At 66.9% G+C, this 16,668-nt stretch carries 16 protein-coding genes; 9 read left to right on the plus strand and 7 right to left on the minus strand.

Going from position 1 to position 16,668, the window contains the following annotated elements; all coding sequences use genetic code 11:
• Nucleotide 1: 1 nt before the first annotated feature.
• Nucleotides 2-874 (minus strand): glucose-1-phosphate thymidylyltransferase RfbA, encoded by an 873-nt coding sequence (rfbA, locus tag ACLQ2Q_RS01205; protein ID WP_425817120.1) that lies wholly within the window; start codon nt 872-874, stop codon nt 2-4.
• Between the two features lie 165 nt (nt 875-1,039).
• Here rfbA and ACLQ2Q_RS01210 point away from each other — a divergent pair, with 165 nt between their 5' ends.
• The 7 genes from ACLQ2Q_RS01210 (at nt 1,040) to ACLQ2Q_RS01240 (ending at nt 8,065) form a co-directional block, all read left to right on the plus strand.
• Nucleotides 1,040-1,954 (plus strand): ABC transporter permease, encoded by a 915-nt coding sequence (locus tag ACLQ2Q_RS01210; protein WP_425817122.1) that lies wholly within the window; start codon nt 1,040-1,042, stop codon nt 1,952-1,954.
• 3 nt (nt 1,955-1,957) lie between these two features.
• A complete protein-coding gene (locus ACLQ2Q_RS01215; protein WP_425817124.1) occupies nt 1,958-3,181 on the plus strand; it encodes an ABC transporter ATP-binding protein in 1,224 nt (407 codons plus the stop codon).
• Between the two features lie 258 nt (nt 3,182-3,439).
• Nucleotides 3,440-4,744, plus strand: coding sequence for a hypothetical protein (locus ACLQ2Q_RS01220; RefSeq protein WP_425817126.1), 1,305 nt, complete (start codon nt 3,440-3,442; stop codon nt 4,742-4,744).
• A gap of 19 nt (nt 4,745-4,763) precedes the next feature.
• Entirely contained in the window at nt 4,764-5,630 is an 867-nt protein-coding gene (locus tag ACLQ2Q_RS01225) for a glycosyltransferase family 2 protein (RefSeq protein WP_425817128.1), read from the plus strand.
• 26 nt (nt 5,631-5,656) lie between these two features.
• A complete protein-coding gene (locus ACLQ2Q_RS01230; RefSeq protein ID WP_425817130.1) occupies nt 5,657-6,388 on the plus strand; it encodes a glycosyltransferase family 2 protein in 732 nt (243 codons plus the stop codon).
• Complete coding sequence (locus tag ACLQ2Q_RS01235; RefSeq protein ID WP_425817132.1) at nt 6,385-6,825, plus strand: DUF2304 domain-containing protein; 441 nt, start codon at nt 6,385-6,387, stop codon at nt 6,823-6,825. Before ACLQ2Q_RS01230 ends, ACLQ2Q_RS01235 begins: the two co-directional genes overlap by 4 nt.
• Nucleotides 6,812-8,065, plus strand: a complete 1,254-nt coding sequence (locus ACLQ2Q_RS01240; protein WP_425817134.1) for a hypothetical protein — start codon at nt 6,812-6,814, stop codon at nt 8,063-8,065. Before ACLQ2Q_RS01235 ends, ACLQ2Q_RS01240 begins: the two co-directional genes overlap by 14 nt.
• A 20-nt stretch (nt 8,066-8,085) precedes the next feature.
• Here ACLQ2Q_RS01240 and ACLQ2Q_RS01245 read toward each other — a convergent pair whose 3' ends face one another.
• Nucleotides 8,086-8,964: a glycosyltransferase family 2 protein gene (locus tag ACLQ2Q_RS01245; RefSeq protein WP_425817135.1), complete on the minus strand. Its 879-nt coding sequence runs from the start codon at nt 8,962-8,964 to the stop codon at nt 8,086-8,088.
• A 164-nt stretch (nt 8,965-9,128) separates the two neighbouring features.
• On the opposite strand from ACLQ2Q_RS01245, the gene glf reads away from it, so the two are divergent.
• Complete coding sequence (gene glf / locus ACLQ2Q_RS01250) at nt 9,129-10,265, plus strand: UDP-galactopyranose mutase (RefSeq protein ID WP_425817137.1); 1,137 nt, start codon at nt 9,129-9,131, stop codon at nt 10,263-10,265.
• 52 nt (nt 10,266-10,317) lie between these two features.
• On the opposite strand, the gene ACLQ2Q_RS01255 is transcribed toward glf, so the two are convergent.
• On the minus strand, nt 10,318-11,448 hold the full coding sequence (locus ACLQ2Q_RS01255) for a glycosyltransferase family 4 protein (protein ID WP_425817139.1): 1,131 nt from the start codon (nt 11,446-11,448) through the stop codon (nt 10,318-10,320).
• A 138-nt stretch (nt 11,449-11,586) separates the two neighbouring features.
• Between ACLQ2Q_RS01255 and ACLQ2Q_RS01260 the strand changes: the two genes are divergently transcribed.
• Nucleotides 11,587-12,993: a hypothetical protein gene (locus ACLQ2Q_RS01260; protein WP_425817141.1), complete on the plus strand. Its 1,407-nt coding sequence runs from the start codon at nt 11,587-11,589 to the stop codon at nt 12,991-12,993.
• Here ACLQ2Q_RS01260 and ACLQ2Q_RS01265 read toward each other — a convergent pair.
• The 4 genes from ACLQ2Q_RS01265 to ACLQ2Q_RS01280 form a co-directional block, all read right to left on the minus strand.
• Nucleotides 12,990-13,499 (minus strand): GtrA family protein, encoded by a 510-nt coding sequence (locus ACLQ2Q_RS01265; protein ID WP_425817143.1) that lies wholly within the window; start codon nt 13,497-13,499, stop codon nt 12,990-12,992. The two genes, ACLQ2Q_RS01260 and ACLQ2Q_RS01265, sit on opposite strands and share 4 nt — an antisense overlap.
• 78 nt (nt 13,500-13,577) lie before the next feature.
• Nucleotides 13,578-14,606 carry an NAD-dependent epimerase/dehydratase family protein gene (locus tag ACLQ2Q_RS01270; RefSeq protein WP_425817145.1) on the minus strand — a complete coding sequence of 343 codons (1,029 nt, stop codon included), beginning with the start codon at nt 14,604-14,606 and terminating at the stop codon, nt 13,578-13,580.
• A complete protein-coding gene (locus tag ACLQ2Q_RS01275; RefSeq protein WP_425817147.1) occupies nt 14,606-15,367 on the minus strand; it encodes a glycosyltransferase family 2 protein in 762 nt (253 codons plus the stop codon). Before ACLQ2Q_RS01275 ends, ACLQ2Q_RS01270 begins: the two co-directional genes overlap by 1 nt.
• Nucleotides 15,364-16,563, minus strand: a complete 1,200-nt coding sequence (locus ACLQ2Q_RS01280) for a nucleotide sugar dehydrogenase (RefSeq protein ID WP_425817149.1) — start codon at nt 16,561-16,563, stop codon at nt 15,364-15,366. The genes ACLQ2Q_RS01275 and ACLQ2Q_RS01280 overlap by 4 nt, the downstream gene beginning before the upstream one ends.
• Between the last annotated feature and the right edge of the window lie 105 nt (nt 16,564-16,668).

The following is a 16,668-nucleotide window of genomic DNA, read 5'->3' on the forward strand; positions in this document are numbered from 1 at the left end:
CTCAGTGTCGGCCCTGCTCGAGGGCCTTCAACAAGTAGGCGCCGTATCCGCTCTTCACGAGCGGTTCGGCGCGCTGGCGGAGCTCATCGTCGCTGAGGAAGCCCATCCGCCAGGCGACCTCCTCGGGGCATCCGATCGACAGGCCCTGCCGCTTTTCCACGGTGCGGATGAAGTCGGTCGCTTCGCTGAGAGAGTCGAACGTACCGGTATCGAGCCATGCGGTGCCGCGCGGAAGCAGTTCGACCTTGAGGCTGCCTCCCTGCAGATAGTGGACATTCACATCCGTGATCTCGAGTTCGCCGCGCGGCGACGGCTTCAGATTCTTGGCGATGTCGATGACGTCGTTGTCGTAGAAATAGAGGCCGGGCACGGCGTAGTTGCTCTTCGGTTGGGCGGGCTTCTCCTCGAGTGAGACCACGTTGCCGTCCACGTCGAACTCGACTACGCCGTAGGCCGCCGGATCATCGACCCAATAGCCGAAGATGACGCCACCGGTCAGATCGGTGTACTGGCGAAGGCGCGTGCCCATGCCCTGCCCGTAGAAGATGTTGTCGCCCAGGACGAGGGCCACCGAGTCGGACCCGATGTGCTGCTCCCCGAGGATGAACGCCTGCGCGAGACCGTCCGGCGCGGGCTGGGTCTTGTAGGTGATCGCGACGCCGAACCGGGAGCCGTCCCCGAGCAGTCGCTGGAACTGGTCGGAGTCCTGGGGCGTCGTGATGATGAGGATGTCGCGGATGCCCGCGAGGATCAGTGTGGAGAGCGGATAGTAGATCATCGGCTTGTCGTAGACGGGTACGAGCTGCTTCGAGATCCCGAGGGTGATGGGGTGCAGACGGGAGCCCGTGCCGCCGGCCAAGATGATTCCACGCATGCCACCAGTCTCCGGCATAACGTCGGCACGGCCAAAAGGCCGCCATCGACCGGGTCTGTATGGGCGGAGAGCTGACTCGAGGGCCACTCACTCACTCGGGGGACTCGCATCCGGCGACCGGTATAGTTGGTCGCTGGTCGCCGGCGAAGAAAGTCAAGGTACGAATTGAGTGACAGCGCTCTCACCCGATTCGAGCGTCTGAGCAGACAGCCCCTCGTCGCCCCCGGGGGAAAAGCCGGGTTCCGCGACACCTGGGGCTCATTGCGGGCGGTGTTCGCCCATCGGGAGCTGCTCGGCCTCCTCGTCCGTCGGGACATCAAGGCGCGCTACAAGGACAGCGTTCTCGGCGTGCTCTGGACGCTGATCAATCCGCTCATCCAGTTGTTCGTCTACTACGTCGTGATGGGCCAGATCCTGGGCGCCGCGCGCGGCATCGAGGACTTCGCCCTCTACGTGTTCTCCGGTCTGACGATCTATGGGCTCTTCTCCGAGACGCTCTCCGGAACCACGGCATCGATCGTCGCGAACGCGGGCCTGGTGAAGAAGGTCTACGTGCCGCGCGAGATCTTCCCGCTCGCCTCCACGGGTTCCGCCCTTTTCACGTCCAGCGTCCAGGTGGTGGTGCTCACCGTCGCCTGCCTGATACTCGGATCATCGCCGTTCACACCGGACCTGCTCTACTTCATCCCTTCGGTGCTGCTCATCGTGCTGTACTCGACCGCCCTCGGCATCCTCATGTCGGCTCTCAACGTCTATCTGCGCGACGTCCAGTACCTCGTCCAGATCGTCCTGACGCTGGCGCTGTGGGCCTCGCCCATCGTCTACGGATGGACGATGGTGTACGACGTCTTCGCCCAGTTCAACCTTCCGAGCTGGCTGCTCGAGGTCTACACCAACAACCCGCTCACTCTCGCAGTGCTCGGCTTCCACAAGACCTTCTGGGTGACCGGCACGGAAGCGGATTACCCTCCCGACCTCGCATTGCGGATGCTCATCGCGCTCCTGGTCGCACTGCCGCTCATCTGGATCTGTCAGCGCGTGTTCGCGCGCCTGCAGGGCAACTTCGCGCAGGAGCTGTGAACCATGTCGACTCTTGATCGCGCCACGGGCGAGGAGGGCCCGGAGGTCGTGGTCGTCGACCGCGTCTCGAAGTCATTCGTTCTCCGCAAGGACAACTCCCTGAAAGAGCGGGTCGTGACGCTCGGGCGTCGAGGACGCGCGCACCAGGAGTCGTTCGATGCCCTCAAGGACGTCTCGTTCACGATCCGCGCCGGTTCGTCGATCGGGCTCCTCGGCACGAACGGCTCGGGCAAGAGCACGCTGCTGAAGGTCATCGGCGGCATCATCGACCCGTCGTCGGGCACCGTGCTGCGCCGCGGGCGGCTCGCCGCACTCCTCGAGCTGGGCGCCGGCTTCCATCCGGATCTGAGCGGTCGTGAGAACGTGTACCTGAATGCGGCGATCCTCGGTCTCTCCAAAGAGGAGACGGATGCCGAGTTCGAGAACATCCTCGCGTTCTCCGAGATCGGCGACTTCATCAACAGTCAGGTGAAGTTCTACTCCTCCGGGATGTACGTGCGGTTGGCGTTTGCGGTCGCGGTGCACACCAACCCCGACGTGCTCCTCGTCGACGAGGTGCTCGCCGTCGGCGACGAGGCCTTCCAGCGCAAGTGCATGGACAAGATCCGCCAGTTCCAGCGCGAGGGGCGCACGATCGTCCTGGTCTCGCACTCGGCCGAGCAGGTGATGGAAGTGTGCGATCGGGGCGTCGTGCTCAGTCAGGGAGAGGTCGCCTTCATCGGGTCCTCCGTCGACGCGACACGGGTGCACCGCGAGATCCTCGAGGGCAAGCGGAAAGCCGCCGCCGGTGTTGCGATCGAGAGCGCCGAGGCCCGCCTCATTCCCCAGATCGTCTCCGTCCTCGTGCGCAATGCCTCCGGTGACCCGGTCGAGAACATCTCGACCGGTGAGGAGATGATGGTCGAGGTCCAGGTCGATGTGCCGCACGACATCGACGAGTGGCATTCGAGCCTCAGCATCGACACCCCGAACGGCCAGCAGGTGTTCGGAACCGGCACGCGCCGCAATGCCACGCGGCACGGCCCCAGCTCCGCGGGTCGTCGGATCATCACGTACAGCTTCCCGAGCCTTCCCCTGGCCGGCGGCCAGTACTTCGTGAATGCGGAGGTCCTGGCCGCAGACGGACGGCCTTACGACATCCAGTGGCAGGGGGCGATGTTCTCCGTCCCCGCATTGTCCACGCAGACGGGCGTCGCGCACGCGGAGCCGGCGATCTCCGTCAGATAGGTCACCGAGGCGGCGAGGCGCCGGCGATGTCATCGACAGGCGATGCGGGTATTCTTGCCACGCGCCCTCGCGATGTCGCCTCGAGACTCCTCGAATTCATGCCGACCCTCGCCGGCGGCGAGCCCCCCACGATAGACACCCGTCGAGCACGGGAAGAGACGAGAGACGACATTGGTCGATTCCCTGCCTACGTTCGCGCCGGAAACCGCTCGGTCCGATGGCGGCCGAGTGCGTCGTATCGTGCGTTCGCGCCGAATCGTGGATACGACGATCTGCCTCCTGCTCGTGGTCGCCGCGATGGTGCTCGCCGTGTGGCAGGTGCCCAAGCACACTGCCGTGTCGCCGATCGACGAATACGTCTACATCGACTATCTCGCCAAGGTCCCCACGCAATTCGTCGTGCAACGAGGGGAGGATACGGGCCAGTACGCGCGCCTGTATCTCTCATGCCACGGGGTACGGGCCATCGGGCTGTACCCGCAGTCGATGTGCACCGACTGGCAGCCCTCAGACGTCGACCGCATGCCGCAGGCCGGCAAGACGACGGCGGACATCTACACCCCCCTCTACTTCGCCGCGACCTGGCTCATGGCCCAGCCTCTCCGTCTGGTGGGAGTAGAGGACCTGACGACAGCGGGAAGACTCGCGGGGTGGACGTGGCTGGCAGCCGCGGCGGTTCTCCTCTACCTCTCGCTTCGTCGTCTGCGGGTGCATCCCGTCGTGGCGGGAGGGCTCGGTCTCCTGCTCGTCGGCTCACTTCCCGCCTACTGGTCCAACACATATGTGAGCACGGATGCGACGGCGCTCCTTGCCGGATCGCTCATGCTCTTCGGCGTCACCATGCTCCTGCGACCAGGTGCGGGGCGCGGGGCGCGATGGCTCTTCGTCCTCTTCGCGCTCCTCGTGACGCTCGCGAAGATGCAGAACCTGATGGCGGTCGTCGCCGCCGCCATGGTGCTCGTGATCCTCGCGGCGGGTGCGGCATTCCGCAGGGAGCGGGGCCGGCGTCTGCACACGTTCGTACGCGACCATCACGTTCACACTGCCGTGCTCGCGTTCCTCGTGGCGCTGGCAGGGCAAGCGGCCTGGCTCGTGATCCGCAACGCCATCGCACTCGAGTCCGGCGCGTATGAAGGTGCGCCTTCACCACTGACCGCGACGGCCCTGCTGCGGGAGATGTTCAAGTTCTTCCCCGGGGTCTCGGTAGGCGCCCTCGACCCGGAGGACGTAGGGGTCGCCGCCATCGTCGCATCGACCGTCATGACGTGGGTGATCGTCGCCGGCGTGCTCGGACTGCTCGCGGTGGCGCGCCGGGGCTCGACGGATGAAGCGCTGGCGCTGTCGTCGTTCGTGGTCGCGCTGCTGGCTGCTCCGTTCCTGGCGCTCGCCTCTACCGTCCTGAGCGGCTACTACGTGGACCTCGTGGCCCGCTACGGCATGTCTTTGCTGCCGTTCTTCCTCGCCTGCGCCGGAGTGCTCTTCACGCGCTCCATCTGGACACGCTCCCTCGCCCCCGCGGTGGGGGTTCTGAGCTACGGCGCGATGCTCAGCCTGACCGGGTGAACGCCGTGCGGAAGATCTCATGACCCGGCGGCCGGGTGCACGTGTCGCCGCCGTTGTTCTCGCGTATCACCCCGAGCCCGACATCGTCACGAACATCCAGGCGCTTCTGGCTCAGGTGGACGAGGTCTTCGTCGTGGAGAACTCACCGGATGCCGAATCACGCGACGTGCTCGCGCCACTCCTCGGGGCCGGAGCGGCGGTGACCGCGCTGCCGCAGCCCGGGAACGTCGGCGTCGCCGCCGGCTTCAACGCAGGAATGCGCTCCGCGCTCGACGCCGGAGCAGATTTCGTGTGGATCTTCGACCAGGACTCGACGGTCACCGATGGCATGCTCGACCGGCTGCTCGATGCCCACGCTGAAGCCGGCCCCACGACAGGCATCGTCGCCCCCGCCTTGCGATCTCATGCGACGGGCGTCGTGTACCGACGCGAGACGGGTACCGGCGCCCGCGAGGTCGACGTGCTCATCAGTTCCGGATCGCTCTTCTCGCGCGAGCTCATAGAGAAGATCGGCCTGCATGACGAGCCCCTCTTCATCGACTACGTCGACCACGAGATCTCGCTGAGGGCCCGGAAGCGGGGGTTCCACAACCTCAAGGTGTTCGACGCGCTCCTGGATCACCGATTCGGGGACTCCGATCCGGTGCACCTGTTCGGTCGACGGATCTACCTCGCGAACTACTCGTCCATGCGGCACTTCTACGCCGCGCGGAACCGGATCATCGTGATCCGCAGATACGGGCTCGGCCGGTGGTTCTGGGAGGATCTTTGGTTCACCGGCAAGGCATGGACCAAGGTGCTCCTGCTCGAGCCCGCGCGGTGGTCGAAGATCCGGGCAGCCTCTCGCGGTGTGTGGGCGGGTCTCCGCTACGACGTGAGCGGCTGATCGATCTCACGTAGACTCGGAGCATCATGCCCGAGCATCCTGAGCGCACGCTCGTGATCGTGCCCGCATGGAATGAAGCGGCGAACGTCGGCAACACCGTCCGCGAGATCATGCAGAAGGTCGTCGGCGCCGACGTCGTGGTGGTCGACGACGGATCGACCGACGCCACCGCTCGCGTGGCGGCGCAAGCCGGAGCCCGCGTCCTCAGCCTCGCCTTCAACATGGGTGTGGGTGGTGCGATGCGGACGGGGTTCACCTACGCGCAGCGACACGGCTACGACAGGGCGATCCAGGTGGACGCGGACGGGCAGCACGACCCGCAGGACATCGTCCGGGTGCTCGGCGGGCTCGAGATCGCCGACATCTCGATCGGCGCCAGGTTCGCCGACACGGGCGACTACGAAGTGCGCGGCCCCCGGAAATGGGCGATGAAGTTCCTCGCGGGCGTCCTCTCGCGCGTCGCGAGGACTCGACTGACCGATGTCACGAGCGGGTTTCGCGCCGCGAACCGCCGCGCCATCGACCAGTACGTGCGCTATTACCCGGCCGAGTACCTCGGCGACACGGTCGACTCGCTCGTGAGCGCCGTCCACTCGGGGCTGACCGTCACGCAGGTGCCCGTTGCGATGCGGCCCCGCGTCCACGGCAGGCCGAGTCAGAACCCCGCGGGCGCGACGGCGTACCTCGTGCGCAGCGTGTTCGCGCTGTCGCTCGCACTTCTTCGCGGCCGCCGCCGTCCCGACGAGGTGAGCGCATGATCATCGCCGCCGGCATCGCATTCGCGATCCTGGTCCTCGTCATCATCATCAGCCTGCTGCTCCGGCGGAAGCTGCGCGAGAAGTACGCGATCCTCTGGCTGATCATCGGCGTCGCCCTGCTCGTCCTGGCCATCTTCCCGCAGCTGCTGCTGGGGCTTTCCGATCTGCTCGGAGTGATCGTCCCCTCGAACCTCATCTTCGCGCTGGCGATCGTGCTTCTCGTCGGGGTCGCCCTGCACCTCTCCTGGGAGCTCTCCCTGGCGGAGGACGAGGTGCGACGCGTCGCCGAAGAGGTCGCCATCCTTCGAGCCGACCTCGACGATCTGCGCACGCTGTCCGGCGCGCGCAGGGAGCGGCAGAGCGATGCCGTCGTCCCCTCGGAGACCTCGTTGCCGCGGACCGCCCCCGACGACGCGGACGCGAATGGCGGCGAGTGACTCCACCGCGAGCGGGCTTCGGGCCGTCCTGATCGCCACGGCGATCGTGGGAGCTCTCGGCTATGCCATCCAGCTCCTGGCGCCGGCCCTCCTCGCCGATGAGTCGGTGTACGTCGCCTTCTCGGTCTTCTGGTCGACCCTGTATCTCGGGGTCTCGGCGATGTCCGGCGTCCAGCAGGAGGTCACGCGCGCCGCCCATCCCGCGGCCCATGAACCGCCGAACGCCGTCCTGCGCACCTTCACCCTCGCCGCGGCGGGCGTCGTCGTCGTCGCGAGCGCGGTCGTCGCGCTCGTGTTCGGCGGTCGCATCCTCCCCGGCTCTGCCGTCGTGACCGGCGTCGTGCTCGCGGTGGGGCTGGTCGGCTATCTCGTCGTCGCCGTGCTGAGCGGTGTCCTCTACGGACTCCGCCTCTGGCGGGCGATCGCCTGGTTGATGATCCTCGACGCCGCCATCCGTGCGGTGCTGCTGACTGTCGGCTTCGCCCTTCAGCTGCCGATCGGCTGGCTGGCGCTCCTGATCGCGGTCCCATTCGTGCTGGCATTCGGCATCGTCTGGCTCGTCATCCGGCGTCGCGTGGTCGGCGCCTTCCGCCTCGATGTGCCGCTCGGCCGGTTTGCCGCACATGCGTGGGGAACGGTCGGGGCGGCCGCGGCCTCCGGTGTGCTCATCACGGGCCTGCCGATGCTCATCGGCATCACCGCGGCGGGCAGTCCGCCCGAGACGCTGGGTGCGCTCCTCCTCACGATCACCCTCACCCGTGCTCCCATCGTGGTGCCCATCATCGCCCTTCAGAGCTTCCTGATCTCGGCGGTGTTCCGAGGCGGGCGAGTCCGAACTGCCCGGCTCATCCAGATCCTCGCGGCGCTCCTCGCCGTGGTGGCGGTCCTGGCGGTCGCTGCGGCATTCATCGGCCCCCCGATCGTCTCGTGGGTGTCTGCTGGACGATTCGAGATCGCGGGATGGATGGTGTCCGTCGTCGTGTTGAGCGCCGGACTGGTCGCGGCGATGTCGGTCACGAGTCCGGCGCTGATCTCCGCCCGTCGGCACACCGCCAACCTCGTGGGATGGCTCGTGGCGGCCCTTCTGACCATCGGCGCGCTGCTCCTGCCCGTCGACGCATCGACCGGCATCGCGGTCGCGCTGACTGTGCCGGCTTTCGTCGGTCTCGTCATCCAGGCGATCGCCCTCACGAGGCACCCCGCGAAGGCGGGGGATCCGTCCGCGACCGTCACGGCGTGACGGCCGGGGCCTCTCGGCCCTCAGCGGAAGGCGAGTGCCAAGGCAGCACGCCGTGCCGCGGGGGTACCGCGTCTCAGCACAGCCGGCAGCACGGCGAGACCGTGCAGTCGCGACATGATCCGCAGTCGCGCGGCCCGGCGAGCGCGGTGCCACCCGCGGGACGCCGCCAGCGCCGCCGTCGCGCGGTAGTACGCCCGCTCGTCGTCGAAGCGCGTGCCGTCGAGGATCGTCTTCTGGGAAAGGCTCTCGTTGTGGCGTCGGTAGGAGAACACGACGCCGGGCTCGTAGTGCAGCGCGCCGCCCGCGAACGCGATGTCGATCAGCAGCGCCAGGTCGAGGATGATCGGCAGGTCGTCGCGGAAATCGATCTCGCGCAGCCGCGCGGTGCGGAACAGCAGCGAAGGCCAGTAGAGCCAGTCGCCGACGAGCAGACTGCGGGCCATGTCCTCCCCGCGAAGGGTCTTCGCGCTCCGCGGGGTGAGGAGTCGCAGCTTGACCTCGTCGGCGAGGCTCCTCCGCGCACCGCCCTCCCCGTCGATGACCTCGACGCCCAGCTGGAAGACATCCACGTCGGGATGCGCGGCGGCGGTGCTCCGCATCCGCGAGACGTAGGTCGGGTGGAGGATGTCGTCGCTGCCCAGGATGACGACGTGAGTGCTCCGGGCGGCGGCGACCGCCCGGCGGAAGTTCTCGGTGATCCCTACGTTGCGCTCGTTGCGGGTGTAGGTCACACGCGCATCGCGGAGTCCGGCGAAGTAGGCGGGGACCGAGTCGTCGGGATAGCAGTCGTCGATCACGACGAGTCGCCAGTCGGGATCGTCCTGTGAGAGGACGGACTCGACGGCGACCCGCAGTTCGCCCGGGTCGCCCCAGTAGGGCATGCAGATGTCGATGGTCATAGGAGTTCGGGGGAGGGCCGACGGAGCGGCGGACGGACTCTCATCCTATCGACCGGCCCCGCAACCCCCAGACGCGCGCCGCCAGCCCCTTCGTCGACCCCGGGTAGACTTTTCCGGGCTCGCCACAGCGGCGAACAAGCGCCCCGACCGAAGGCTTCATCAGGATGGATCTCCTCATCGTCGGCTCCGGCTTCTTCGGACTCACCATCGCGGAGCGGGCTGCGGCATCCGGTCGCAAGGTCACCGTCATCGACCGGCGACCGCACATCGGCGGCAATGCGTACAGCGAGGACGAGCCTGAGACGGGCATCGAGGTGCACCGCTACGGCGCCCACCTGTTCCACACGTCCAACCCGGGCGTCTGGGAGTACGTCAACCGCTTCACGTCTTTCACGAGCTACGAGCACCGCGTGTACACGAACCACAAGGGCGTCGTCTTCCCTCTTCCGATAAATCTCGGGACGATCAACCAGTTCTTCCAGGCGGCGTACACCCCTGACGAAGCGCGCGCCCTCGTTCAGGAGTCGGCGGGCGAATTCGACGCGAAGAATGCAGTGAACCTCGAGGAGAAGGGCATCGCGCTCATCGGCCGCCCCCTGTACGAGGCGTTCATCCGCGATTACACCGCAAAGCAGTGGCAGACCGATCCTCAGCACCTGCCGCCGGAGGTGATCAGCCGTCTTCCCGTCCGGTATACCTACGACAACCGGTACTTCAACGACACGTGGGAGGGTCTGCCGACCGACGGATACACCGCCTGGATCGAACGGATGGCCGACCACCCGAACATCGAGGTGAAGCTCGACACCGACTTCTTCGATGAGGCGCAGCCGTTGAACAAGAACGCGACGGTCGGTCAGCTGCCGATCGTCTACACCGGCCCCGTCGACCGCTACTTCGACTACACAGAAGGCGCGCTGAGCTGGCGGACGATCGACCTCGAGCGGGAGGTGCTCCCGGTCGGCGACTTCCAGGGCACTTCCGTCATGAACTACGCCGACTCCGACGTCCCCTACACGCGCATCCACGAGTTCCGGCACTTCCACCCCGAACGGGCCGACCGGTACCCGACCGACAAGACGGTCATCATGCGTGAGTTCTCGCGCTTCGCGGAGCGCGACGACGAGCCGTACTACCCGGTCAACACTCCTCAGGACCGCGAAGGACTGCTGGCCTATCGCGAGCTGGCCAAGGGCGAACCGGGTGTCCTCTTCGGCGGCCGGCTCGGGACATATCAATACCTCGACATGCACATGGCCATCGGCTCGGCGCTGTCGATGTGGACGAACCAGCTCGCCTGATCTCCCAGACACGGCCGGGAGGAGATCGGCCCGAGCGCGGACCGGCCGGTCCTCAACGGGGTGACGACCGCTTGCCGCCACGGGACGGAGCGCTCGAGAGCGCCCGCTCGAACGAGGCGAGCGTCTCGCGGGCGGATCGCTCCCAGGTGAACTGCTTCTCGCGTTCCAGACCGGCGCGTGTCAGCCGGGCCTGAAGGTCGGTGTCCTGGACGATGCGGTCGATCACGTCCGCGAAGGCCTGTGCGTCTTCGGCCGGAAAGTACAGCGCGGCGTCGCCCCCCACATATCGGTGCACAGACATGTCGCTGAGCAGGACGGGAACACCGGCGCCCATTGCCTCGAGCGTCGGAAGCGAGAAGCCCTCCATGAGGGAAGGGATCGCGAGGGCCGTCGCAGTCGAGTACAGCTCGGCGACCTCGTTCTCGTCGACCCAGCCGCGGAGCTCCACCCATTCACTCATCCCGAGTTCGTCGACGAGAGGCTTCAGTGGGTCATCGCCCCGTCCGCCGGTGATGATGGCGCGGGGCCGCCGTGCGGGCGGCATCAGTGCGAGCGCTCTGGGAATGGCAGCCCAGTTCTTATGCGGTCGTCGATTGCCCATCGCGATGATGAGGGGACCCGCGGAGCCCGCCTTCGACCGGTCGACTCCGCCGGGATGCCCGCCGGCGAGCGGCACGACGTCGATCGTGTCGGGTGGTGGGGAGAGGTATTTGGCGATCTCGTCGGCTGAGCCGGGACTGTCTGTGATGATCCGAGTCGCGTTGGCGGCTGCGACCTTCTCCATCCATTTGACGGGCGCCGTGTAGAGCGGGGTCGTCATGAACTCCGGATGGCTCCAATACAGCATGTCGTGCAGCGTCATCACTGTGGGAACCGAGGTCCTCCGGGGCCCGAGCGTCGCCGGACAGTGCACCAGGTCGACCTTCTCCCGCTTCGCAGCGCGGGAAACCGCGAACAGTTCGGCGTAGGCCCAGACGAATCGGTTCTCGCCGCTGAGGCCTGAGTCGATGGTGCGTCCGGGGAACCAGGTGCGGTCGAGGGCGTGGCCTTCCGAGCTCATATAGCCGACGAACTCCCAGTCAGGAGCGATCGAACCGAGACGGCGATACAGTTCCCGGGCGTAGACCTCCATGCCGCCCTTCGTGCCGGTATAGCTGAGCAGGTCTACGAGGACTTTGGGCACGATCAGCCAGCCTATCAAGACTCCACATCGCAGCCGACGGCGGGGTCCGCGCCGGCGGACCGTGTAGATTTCACGGAGTCGAGCTTGCCCATGACCCGTGATGCGCTCGAAAGCAGACCCGAGAGGCGATCGCGAGCAATGACCGGTACGCACGTCGACGCATCCGGTGCCGACCGGCAGGTGGCATCGGATCGCAGGGGGCGTCTGGCCGCGCTGACCTTCGGCCCCTTGCGGCCGCCGACCCTCACCGGCCCGTGGCGGGCGGTTCTCATCGTCGGCCTCATCGTCGTCGGGACGCTGCTGTCACTCGCGCGGACACCGCTTGGCCTGTGGGATGTGCTGTGGGCGGAGGACGGCGCGATCTTCCTGTCCCAGGCGCTCAGCCGCGGCCCGGACGTCCTGTTCCAGGGCTACGCGGGATACATGCACCTCGTGCCCCGTCTCGCCGCCGAGCTGACGGTGCTGCTTCCGATCTCCGTCGTGCCCGTCGCGGTGACCATCATCGCAGCGCTGCTCACGTCGCTGACGGCCTGCGCCTGCTTCGTCTTCATGGAGACGCGCCTCGCCTCCGTGCCGCTGCGTTTCGCCGCCTGGCTCGCCTGCCTCGTGCTCCCGATCATGGGCGGCGAGGTCGTGAACAACCTGGCGAACCTGCACTGGTTCCTCCTGGTCGCCGCCTTCTGCGCCACCCTCGTCCGGTCGCGCTCGTACCCGTTCGCCGTCCTGCAGGGAGTCGCCGTCTTCGCGGCCGTCGCCAGTGACGCGCTCGCACTCCTCCTGCTGCCCTTCCTCGTGTACCGATGGTTCGTGTACGGTGCGCGGCGAGACAGGATCCCGACTCTCGCGTTCGTGCTCGCGGCGGCGCTGCAGATCGCCGTGGTCGTGTCGCAGATGCTGACCGGGGGACGCCCCATCGGCAGCGGCCGCCCGACGGCCGTCGAGTTCTTCGAGCTCTACGCCGTCCGGGTGGCGCTCGGCTCGCTGACCGGTGTGCGGGGGACGGTTCGCCTCGTCGAGGGCGTGGGGCCGTCGCTCCCCTGGATAACGCTCGCTCTCATCACGGCGGCGCTCGTGGCCGCCTGCTGGCTGGACCGGGACCGTCGGGTGGGCATCGCCGCCTTCGCGATCTCCTCCCTCGTCTTCGCCGGCATCGTGCATTCGCTGCAGTGGGAAGCGCTGGCGCCGGTGCCTCTGCTCGACCTCTTCACGGGAGGACGCTACGCCGTCGTGCCGGTCTCGCTGCTTCTGCTCGCGATGCTGCAGGCGGCGGATGCGTTCCTCGTCCACGTGCAGCGCGATCGGCTGCGAAAGGGGATCGCCCTCGCGCTCGCCGTCGCGGTGCTGATCCCCGTGGCGGTCGACTTGCGCTCGAGGAGCGTCCGCGAGGGCACGGCGGATTGGACCGACGCCATCGAGCAGGCGGAGATCGACTGCGACCTGCCGGACAATCCGGCGAACGGAGTGGTCACGGTGATGGTCGCACCGGCGGGGTTCTCGGGCATGCTGATGCCGTGCGCCGTGCTGGAGGGCCCGGCCGAGGACTAGTCGCGATGGTGCGTCGGCTCGTGGTGCTCTTCGATGTACGTGATGGGATCGGCACCCGGCGAGTGCGGGAACACCCAGAGGGTGTACAGCACGTACCTCAGCCCCGTCGCGAGCGCCTGGCCGATGAGCGTCCCTGAGATGTTGTCCGCGAGCAGGGTGTCCAAACCGAGCACGTAGCGGGAGAAGGCCAGGCAGCCGAGCTGCACGCCGATCGCCAGCACGTTGACGACGCCGTATCGGACCACCTGAGCCCAGCTGACGGCGGCTTTGCGGTCACGGTAGGTGAGGGCCCTGTTCCCGACGTACGTGAAGATGAGTCCGGCGATGACGGCGATCGTCTTGGCCAGGAGCGGGTACGAGTACAGGGGACCCGCTCCGCCGGCGAAGACGAGGAGGTTGTACACGACTGCGTCCACGACGAACCCAAGACCGCCGATCGCGAGGAAGATGCCGCCACGGCGTATGTTCCGGATCAGGAAGTTCCGCGTGTGCGAGGTGTCAGGCATCCGCATGGTGATGAGCGCTCCCGTCGATATGACGAACGAGAAGGCGCCGGGTGCAGTGCCCGGCGCCTCCGTCCGACGCTAGATCGTTCCCTCGGAGATCGCGTTCTCGATCCACGGGATGACCTCGTCCAGCATGTCCTCCAGCGTGGTGGTCGCCTCGAAGCCGAGGACAGTCTTGGCCTTCGTGACATCCGGCACGCGCTTCTGCACGTCGTACACGAAAGCCTCGTCGCTGACGATCCGCAGCGGCACGTCGGCGCCCTTGATCTTGCGCCAGATGATGTCGGCCAGCTCGACGACGGTGTGCCCCGCCGCGGTGGAGAGGTTGAAGTCGTTGTTCAGCGCCTCGGGGTGGTTGAGGGTCAGGACGATGCCGCGGGCGAGATCTCCGCCGTACGTGTAATGGCGCACCTGGTTGCCCTCGCCGAGGATGTGGAGCGGGTCCTGGCCCTTGAGCACCTTCTGAACGAGGTCCGGGACGACGTGGCTCATCGCGAGCTGCACGTTGCCGGAGTGGATCTCGACATCCCCGAGCGCGCGGGATTCGCCGATTCCGACGCAGTTGAACGGGCGCAGGATGGTGTAGTCGACGTCGTATTGCCCCTTCGCCGCGCGCGCGAAGTACTCCACGGCGAGCTTCTGGAAGCCGTATGACGACATCGGCGGCGGAACGAGCAGTTCGTCGCCCTCCTTCGAGGGCCACCGGTCGGTGGACTCGAAGACCATCGACGACGACATGTACGTGACCTTCTTGAGCGGCGCCCCGGCCTTCTTGGCGGCGATCGCGGCGTCGCACGATGACGCGATGATGCGCTCGTTCGCGGCGATGAGATCGTACTGGTAGGTGTGGAAGTACGAGATGCCGCCGATCAGCGCCGCGCCGGCGATGAAGTGATCGCAGTCCATCAGCAGCTCGGTCATCTTGGCGGTGTCGAGGACATCGGCGACCACCAGCTGATAGTTCGGGTCGTCGTCGTACGACTTCTTGACCGGACCGTACTTCGAGTAGTTGTCTACGCCGACGACCTTGAAACCCTGTCGCAGCAGTTCTTCGACGACGTACCCGCCGATGAAGCCGGCCGAGCCGGTGATGAGGACCTTCTCCATTAGTGTTTTCCCTTCGAGCCGGCTTGCGCGGCTGATTCGATGTCGCTGGTGGGGAGTGGGCGGCCGAACGCGAAGAGGTACCACCGCAGGTATTTCGGGATCCATTTGCGCAGCTGGAAGTTCGACTGCCCTTCCGTGCGGTCGAGCCAGATCGTGGGGAGCTCGGCGACGGGCCGACGTGCACGCCGCGCCTTCGCCGTAAGCTCCAGCCCGATCTCGAAGCCGTCCCTCGACTGGATCGTGACGGACCGCACGAAGTCCGCGTTGTACGCCTTGAACGAGTTGGTCGCATCGCGCGTGCCGACGTTCGCGAACAGGTGGAGCGACTTCCCGGCGAGGCGCGAGAGCAGCCGCTTGAAGCGCGGACCGCCGATCTGCTGCCCGCCCGCCATGTAGCGGCTGCCGGCGGCGACCACGACGCCGCGTTCCACCAGCTCGGTCAGCGCATCGATCTGACGGGGATCATCGCTTCCGTCCGCCATGGTCACCACCACGGTGGGAGCCGCCGCGACATCGAATCCGTACCTGATCGCCTGAGCCGGCCCGCGTCCATGCGTGTTCACCACGACCTTGATTCGAGGGTCGCGCTCCGACGCCTCGGCCACCACCGGAATCGTGGTGTCATCGGGGCTGTCCACCACGACCAGAAGCTCGAACGGCACGGTGACGGTGTGCGTGACGCGGTGCAGGAACTGCCGGATGTCGTCGCCCTCGTTGTACGCGGGCACGACGATCGACACCCGCGGTTCGACGGTGGTCAAATGAGGACTCCGTTGCCCAGAAGGTTCCAGACATCCGCGACGGGCTTCTCCGTCACGATGTCGCGGTACTCCCGGTGCGGCGTCGCGACGATGAGGATGTCGGCGCGTTCGAGCACCTCCTCCAGCGGCAGGAGAGAGGGGTCCGCGCTCGCCGGTACGTGCGGGTCGGTGGCCAGCACCCTCTTGGCCTTGAAGCGGAGGACGCGCTGCAGCTTGTACGACAGGCTCGAGCGGATGTCATCCGATCCCGCCTTGAACGCCATCCCGAGGATGCCGACGGTCTTGTCCGAGAGGTCGTGGCTGAGCTCGAGCTGACTCGCGATGTAGAGCGGCAGCCCCTCGTTGACCAGCATGGCGGAGTGGCCCAGCTGGAACGTGTTGTCGCTGAAGGCGGCGAGCTGCATCGTGTCCTTGAAGAGGCACGGTCCGGCGGCGAAGCCGGGCCCGGGCATGTCGTTCGCACGCGGATAGTCGTGGGTGAGGCCGGCACGGACGCGCTCGAAGTCGACGCCCTTCGAATTGGCCATCATGTAGAACTGGTTCACGGCGGCGAACTTGATGTAGCGCCACGTGTTGGTGAAGAGCTTGGCCAGCTCGGCCTCTTCCGGCGTCAATTCGACGATCGACTCCGTGAGCGCGCCGAAAAGTGCGCCCGCTCGCGCGATGGCGCGGGGCGTGTAGCCGGAGACGATCTGCGGAAGCTCGAAGAGCTCGGTCATCGCGCGGTGCTCGGCGATGCGCTCCGGGCAGAACGCGACATCCATGTCGATGCCCATCTCGGCCACCATGTCGCGCACCAGCGCGGTGACGCCCGGATAGATCGTGCTGCGCAGGGCGAGGAGCTGCCCGTCACGGAAGAACGGCGCGCAGGTCGTGAGGGCGCGGGGGATGGCATTCGGGTCGGGATTGAGATGCTCGTCGACCGGCGTGCCGATCACCACGACCAGGTTCTCCGCCGTGACCACGACGGCGGGATCGGTGGACGCGGAGAGGCTCCCGTCGGCCACCACCCGGGCGAGGACCTCGTCCGCTCCCGGTTCGATGAACGGCATCTTCGCGGCCATGATCTGATCGACCGCCGCCTGGGAGACGTCGTAGACGACCGTTCTCTTACCGCGGCTGGCGAGTGCGATGGCCAGCGGAAGACCCACGTGCCCACCGCCGCCCACCACAACGACGTCGTTCTCGAAATCCATCACTCAGCTCTCATCCTCGCGATCCGCAACCTGTCAAGGATACCCACGCTCGCGTGCCCATCCTGGACGGGGTACCGCCGCTGACCGGCAAGCACGCGGACGACT

The sequence above is a fragment of the Microbacterium sp. DT81.1 genome, from assembly GCF_049844955.1.
Classification (GTDB): domain Bacteria; phylum Actinomycetota; class Actinomycetes; order Actinomycetales; family Microbacteriaceae; genus Microbacterium.

What these genes read in the sequence shown, in the direction of transcription:
- rfbA (WP_425817120.1), bottom strand. Translation starts at nt 874, where the DNA reads ATGCGTGGAATCATCTTGGCCGGCGGCACGGGCTCCCGTCTGCACCCC.
- ACLQ2Q_RS01215 (WP_425817124.1), top strand. Translation starts at nt 1,958, where the DNA reads ATGTCGACTCTTGATCGCGCCACGGGCGAGGAGGGCCCGGAGGTCGTG.
- ACLQ2Q_RS01225 (WP_425817128.1), top strand. Translation starts at nt 4,764, where the DNA reads ATGACCCGGCGGCCGGGTGCACGTGTCGCCGCCGTTGTTCTCGCGTAT.
- ACLQ2Q_RS01230 (WP_425817130.1), top strand. Translation starts at nt 5,657, where the DNA reads ATGCCCGAGCATCCTGAGCGCACGCTCGTGATCGTGCCCGCATGGAAT.
- ACLQ2Q_RS01235 (WP_425817132.1), top strand. Translation starts at nt 6,385, where the DNA reads ATGATCATCGCCGCCGGCATCGCATTCGCGATCCTGGTCCTCGTCATC.
- ACLQ2Q_RS01240 (WP_425817134.1), top strand. Translation starts at nt 6,812, where the DNA reads ATGGCGGCGAGTGACTCCACCGCGAGCGGGCTTCGGGCCGTCCTGATC.
- ACLQ2Q_RS01245 (WP_425817135.1), bottom strand. Translation starts at nt 8,964, where the DNA reads ATGACCATCGACATCTGCATGCCCTACTGGGGCGACCCGGGCGAACTG.
- glf (WP_425817137.1), top strand. Translation starts at nt 9,129, where the DNA reads ATGGATCTCCTCATCGTCGGCTCCGGCTTCTTCGGACTCACCATCGCG.
- ACLQ2Q_RS01260 (WP_425817141.1), top strand. Translation starts at nt 11,587, where the DNA reads ATGACCGGTACGCACGTCGACGCATCCGGTGCCGACCGGCAGGTGGCA.
- ACLQ2Q_RS01265 (WP_425817143.1), bottom strand. Translation starts at nt 13,499, where the DNA reads ATGCCTGACACCTCGCACACGCGGAACTTCCTGATCCGGAACATACGC.
- ACLQ2Q_RS01270 (WP_425817145.1), bottom strand. Translation starts at nt 14,606, where the DNA reads ATGGAGAAGGTCCTCATCACCGGCTCGGCCGGCTTCATCGGCGGGTAC.
- ACLQ2Q_RS01280 (WP_425817149.1), bottom strand. Translation starts at nt 16,563, where the DNA reads ATGGATTTCGAGAACGACGTCGTTGTGGTGGGCGGCGGTGGGCACGTG.